This window comes from Aeromonas sp. R1-1 (assembly GCF_040908495.1).
Classification (GTDB): Bacteria; Pseudomonadota; Gammaproteobacteria; order Enterobacterales; family Aeromonadaceae; genus Aeromonas; species Aeromonas veronii.
In genome coordinates, this window is the sequence record NZ_JBFODV010000106.1 from 1 (window position 1) to 5,902 (window position 5,902).

At 60.4% G+C, this 5,902-nt stretch carries 3 protein-coding genes; 2 read left to right on the top strand and 1 reads right to left on the bottom strand.

The window, feature by feature from the left end; translation table 11 throughout:
• Window positions 1-65 precede the first annotated feature (65 nt).
• On the top strand, window positions 66-290 hold the full coding sequence (locus tag AB5Y92_RS06380) for a zinc ribbon domain-containing protein (RefSeq protein ID WP_042056368.1): 225 nt from the start codon (window positions 66-68) through the stop codon (window positions 288-290).
• Window positions 291-662: 372 nt separating this feature from the next.
• Here AB5Y92_RS06380 and mltF read toward each other — a convergent pair whose 3' ends face one another.
• Window positions 663-2,147: a membrane-bound lytic murein transglycosylase MltF gene (gene mltF / locus AB5Y92_RS06385; RefSeq protein WP_368226004.1), complete on the bottom strand. Its 1,485-nt coding sequence runs from the start codon at window positions 2,145-2,147 to the stop codon at window positions 663-665.
• Between the two features lie 150 nt (window positions 2,148-2,297).
• On the opposite strand from mltF, the gene purL reads away from it, so the two are divergent.
• The coding region (gene purL / locus AB5Y92_RS06390) for a phosphoribosylformylglycinamidine synthase (protein ID WP_368226007.1) at window positions 2,298-5,902 on the top strand (3,605 nt) is incomplete at its 3' end.

Here is a 5,902-nt window from a genome sequence, read left to right on the forward strand (position 1 = left end):
AATAAGGGGAGGGGGATCTGCCATGGAACAAGACCATGGCAGATCCACTTTTCGAGGAGTTGATTATGGAAGCCCTGCTTTGTCCATCATGCCAGGCTGAACTGGATACCCGCAGCAAGGAGCAAACCTGTGGTCAGTGTCAGGCCAATGTCCACGTCACGGCCATCTGCCCCACCTGCCAGCAGGAGCTGGAGCGTCTCAAGGCGTGCGGCGCAGTGGATTACTTCTGCAACCACTGCAACTCGCTGATCTCCAAGCGGTCGGTACAGTTCAAGGCGGCGCTGGTGTAAGACAGTATTCAGGTGAGAAAGAAGATAAAAAACCCGGCGAATGCCGGGTTTATGCTGTGTGCTCTGCAATAAGCAGGGTATAGGATCGATTTCTGCGCCACAGATTGCGCTTGATGTCATTAAGCTTGAGTTTGCGTCTGGGGCTCCAGCTGCACTTCGCTTTTCTGACCAGACTGATTTTTCTACGTTTTTGCATCTTGGTCTCCTCCCAACTCAGTTGGCCATCCCGGCCTTGGGTCATTGATGGAGCCCATCCGAAATTGCTGTTATTTAATCTCTCAACATAATGAAAACAATGCGATTTCGGATAGGCTCCGATGTGAATCGATGGTAACAGAGAAGTTTGCGTGAAAACAGCCGAATAATGGCTGGTTAGCGCATGGTGATCTGATTGACCACTTCGGCGATGGCGGTGGGGCGCTCGGCCAGCTCGGGCTCGCTGTCGTTGTCGAGACTCTCCCGCTGATGTGCCTTCTGTTGCTCGTTGTCGAGCCAGAGCAGACTTTGGTAATACTGGCGCACGTTGTTGACATAGTTACGCGCCTCGCTGCCACGGGCATAGCCGTAACGTACCTTGCGGTGCCAGCGCGCCTGTTGCAGCAGCGGCAGCACCTCTTTCACGTCGCTCCAGGCGTCGGGGTTCTTGCCAAGCTCTTTGGTCAGACGGCGGGCATCCATCATGTGGCCGTAACCGATGTTGTAGGCGGTGAGGGCAAACCACACCTTCTCGTCATCGGGCACAGAATCCGGCACCTTCTCCATCATCTGTTGCAGATAGAGGGAGCCACCTTTGATGCTCTCTTCCGGATGAAGCCGGTCGTTGACTCCCATCGCCTTGGCGGTGGGCTCGGTCAGCATCATCATGCCGCGCACGCCGGTGTAAGAGCGGGCCTGTGGGTCCCAGTGGGACTCCTGATAGCTGATGGCGGCGAGCAGACGCCAGTCGATATTCTTGGCGTGAGTCTGGAACAGCGGCTGGTACTTGGGCAGCAGGCTCTTGGCGCGCTTGAGGAAGGTGCGGGTATCGACAAAGTCGAAGTTCTGCACGTGGCCGAAGTACTTCTCGTCCAGCTTGGCGATGGCACCATCCATAAAGCGCTGACCGAAGAAGTCGATCACGCTGGCATAGAGGCTGTCATCGGGCAGCTTGCTCATGGCCCAGGCAACGGTCTGCTTCTGGGCCAGGGTCAGCCCCTCGGTGAGCTCCGGGTAGTAGCGCTGGGTACGGGCCAGCACGGTATCCTGCACCACCGTGTAGTCAATCTTGCCATCCACCACCTGCTTGAGCAGCTCCTCCACATCGGCGTTGTCGCTGGTGCTCCAGGCTAGTTTCGGATTTTCTTTGCTCATCTCTTTGAGCAGATCTTCACCGGTGGAGCCGGCGGCCACCACCAGCTTGCCCTTGATATCGTTCAACGAAGCCGGCTTGGGTTTGCCGTTGCGATAGACCAGTTTGGGAGAGACCTGGTAGAAGCCCGGGCCGAAGCGAAACAGCTCGCGCCGTTCGGGGGTGACCATGATGGCGGCAGCCGCCAGATCGAGTTTGCCCTTTTTCAGCAGTGTGACCAGTTGGTCAGTGGTGTCGACCGGGATGATGGTGAGTTTCACCCCCAACCAGTCGGCATAATTTTGCACCAGCTCGTAATCGAACCCCTGGGCGAGGTCGTCACGCTGGTAATAGGAGGTGGGACCATAGATGGTGCCAACCCGGATCTCGCCTCGCTGGCGGATCTGCTCCAGCTGGCTGGAGGGGCTATAGAAGTCGCAGCCAACCAGCGTCAGCGTCAACAACAGCCCGATAAACAGTCGAAAAATGCAGCGCAAGTAGGTGAGTACCTTTGTTGAAAAAATCGGCATTTGTCAAAAAAGAGGCACCTTTATACCAGAGAGTGTGCGCAGAGTCACACTGCTCGAAGTGAGAAAAACGTTTGTCCGCTGTGAGCCAGATCCCTATAATACGCGCGTCTCAATTCCCCCCCCACTTTAAAACTTGGTGAGAAAGGTCATATGGATATCTTGCGTGGTGCCCCAGCACTGTCTGATTTTCGTGTCCAAAAACTGCTGCAACGCTTCGCACAGATGAGAAACGAGAGTGGAGTAGAGAGCGGAGTAGAGATAGAGGATGTCTATGCCGAATACGTGCACTTTGCCGAGCTGACAAGCCCCCTCTCTCCCCCCGAGCGAGCGACCTTGGGCCAGCTCTTGCGCTACGGCCCGACCATCCCCGAACACACCCCCAGCGGTCAGCTGTTTCTTGTTACCCCCCGCCCCGGCACTATCTCCCCCTGGTCTTCCAAAGCAACCGACATCGCCCACAACTGCGGCCTGCAACAGGTCAAGCGGCTGGAACGTGGTATTGCCTATTACCTGACCATCAAGGAGCAGGGTGAGCTGAGTGACGCCCAGCGCAGCGCCATTGCCGCTGTGCTCCATGATCGGATGATGGAAGTGGTGTTTGCCGAGATGAGCGAAGCTGCCGCCCTGTTTGCTCACCACGAGCCGCGCCCCTTCACCCAGGTGGATGTGCTGGGCGGTGGTCGTGCAGCCTTGGCCGAAGCCAACGTGGCGCTCGGTCTGGCGCTGGCCGACGACGAAATCGACTATCTGGTGGAGAACTTCACCAAGTTGGGTCGCAACCCCAACGACATCGAGCTCTACATGTTCGCCCAGGCGAACTCCGAACACTGCCGTCACAAGATCTTCAATGCCGACTGGACCATCGATGGCGAACAGCAGCCCAAGTCGCTGTTCAAGATGATCAAAAACACCTTCGAGCAGACGCCGGATCATGTCCTCTCTGCCTATAAAGACAACGCTGCCGTGATGGAAGGGAGCCAGGGTGGCCGCTTCTTCCCGAGCCCGGCCAACGGCGAATACCAGTATCACCAGGAACAGGTCGACATCCTGATGAAGGTGGAGACCCACAACCACCCGACCGCCATCTCCCCGTTCCCGGGGGCAGCCACCGGCTCCGGCGGCGAAATCCGCGACGAGGGAGCCACCGGTCGCGGTGCCAAGCCCAAGGCGGGTCTGGTCGGTTTCTCCGTCTCCAACCTGCGCATTCCCGGCTTCGAGCAGCCCTGGGAGCAGGATTTCGGCAAGCCGAGCCGCATTGTCAGCGCCTTTGACATCATGCAAGAGGGGCCGCTCGGCGGCGCCGCGTTTAACAACGAGTTCGGCCGTCCGGCCATTCTCGGCTACTTCCGTACCTTCGAAGAGGAGGTGCCGAGCCACAATGGCGTCGAGGTGCGTGGCTACCACAAGCCCATCATGCTGGCAGGCGGCATCGGCAACATCCGCACCGAACATGTCCAGAAAGGGGATATCCCGGTCGGCGCGGCGCTGATCGTGCTGGGCGGCCCAGCGATGAACATCGGTCTGGGCGGTGGTGCCGCATCCTCCATGGCCTCCGGCCAGTCGGCCGAAGATCTCGACTTTGCCTCGGTGCAGCGTGACAACCCCGAGATGGAGCGCCGTTGCCAGGAGGTGATCGATCGCTGCTGGCAGCTGGGTGACGACAACCCTATCGTCTTTATCCATGATGTGGGGGCGGGCGGTCTCTCCAACGCCATGCCGGAGTTGGTCAACGACGGTGAGCGCGGTGGTCGTTTCGATCTGCGCGCCATCCAGAGCGACGAGCCGGGCATGAGCCCGCTGGAGATCTGGTGCAACGAATCCCAGGAGCGTTACGTGCTGGCGGTAGCGCAGGACAAGTTGCCGCTGTTCAAGGCGCTGTGCGAGCGTGAGCGCGCCCCCTATGCCGTCATCGGTACCGCGACTGAAGAGAAGCATCTGACCCTCTCTGACAGCCACTTTGACAATCAGCCCATCGATCTGCCGCTGGACGTGCTGCTGGGCAAGGCGCCCAAGATGCACCGCGACGTGGTGACTCTGCCTGCACAAGGCAAAGCGCTCCAGCTAGATGGCATCACTTTGAGTGACGCGGCCGAGCGGGTTCTGCGTCTGCCGACTGTGGCGGAGAAGTCCTTCCTTATCACAATCGGCGATCGCAGCGTGACTGGCTTGGTCAATCGCGATCAGATGGTTGGCCCCTGGCAGATCCCGGTGGCCGATTGCGCCGTCACCGCTGCCACCTATGACAGCTATCACGGCGAAGCCATGTCGATGGGCGAGCGTACCCCAGTGGCGCTGCTCTCCCACGCCGCCTCCGCTCGCATGGCGGTGGCGGAAGCGCTTACCAACCTGGCGCCGGCCCACATCGGGTCGCTGAAGCGGGTCAAGCTCTCCGCCAACTGGATGGCCGCTGCCGGTCACCCGGGGGAAGATGCCGGTCTCTATGAGGCGGTCAAAGCGGTGGGCGAGGAGCTCTGCCCGGCCCTTGGTATCACCATCCCGGTGGGCAAGGACTCCATGTCCATGAAGACCCGCTGGCAGCAGGATGGCAAGGAGCACAGCGTCACCTCGCCGCTCTCCCTGCTCATCTCCGCCTTTGCCCGGGTCGAGGATGTGCGCAACACAGTCACGCCACAACTGCGTACCGATCTCGGTGAAACCGACCTTATCCTTATCGACCTTGGCAATGGCAAGCAGCGCCTCGGCGCCTCGGCGCTGGCGCAGGTCTATCGCCAGCTGGGTGACAAGGCGCCGGATCTCGACAATCCGGTCCAGCTCAAGGGCTTCTTCAACGCCATTCAGGCGCTGGTGGCTGATCGCAAACTGATCGCCTACCACGACCGCTCCGACGGCGGCCTGTTCGTCACCCTGACCGAAATGGCGTTTGCCGGCCACTGCGGCCTCGACATCCAGCTCGATCGCATCGGCGGCGAGCTGCTGCCGGCGCTGTTCAACGAAGAGCTGGGCGCCGTCATTCAGGTGCGTCGCGAAGATAAAGAGGCGGTGATGACCCTGCTGGCCGGCCACGGTCTGGCAGCCTGCTCCCATGTGCTCGGCACCGTGCGCGAAGGGGATCTCATCACCCTGCAGCGGGGCGGTCAGGAGGTCTATCGTGCCAGCCGTACCGCACTTCGCACCATCTGGGGCGAGACCAGCTGGCAGATGCAGCGCCTGCGCGACAACCCCGAGTGCGCCGACAGTGAGCACGCGGCCCGTCAGGACGCCACCGATCCGGGTCTGCATGCCAAGCTGACTTACAACCCGTCCGAGGATGTGGCTGCACCTTACATTGCCCGCGGGGTCTCCCCCCGTCTGGCGGTGCTGCGCGAGCAGGGAGTCAACTCCCATGTGGAGATGGCGGCGGCGTTCGATCGTGCCGGTTTCGCGGCGGTCGATATCCATATGAGCGATATTCTCTCCGGTCGCATCAAGCTGGAGGAGTTCCAGACCCTGGTGGCCTGTGGCGGCTTCTCCTACGGTGACGTGTTGGGGGCGGGGGAAGGCTGGGCCAAGTCCATCCTGTTCAATGACAACGCCCGCGAGCAGTTCCAGCGCTTCTTCGAGCGTGGCGATACCCTCTCTCTGGGTGTCTGCAACGGTTGCCAGATGATGTCCAACCTGCGAGACCTCATCCCGGGTGCCGATCTCTGGCCGCGCTTTGTACGCAACCGCTCCGAGCGCTTCGAGGCCCGCTTCAGTCTGGTTGAGGTGCAGGAGTCCCCATCGGCCTTCTTCGCCGGCATGGCAGGCTCCGTGAT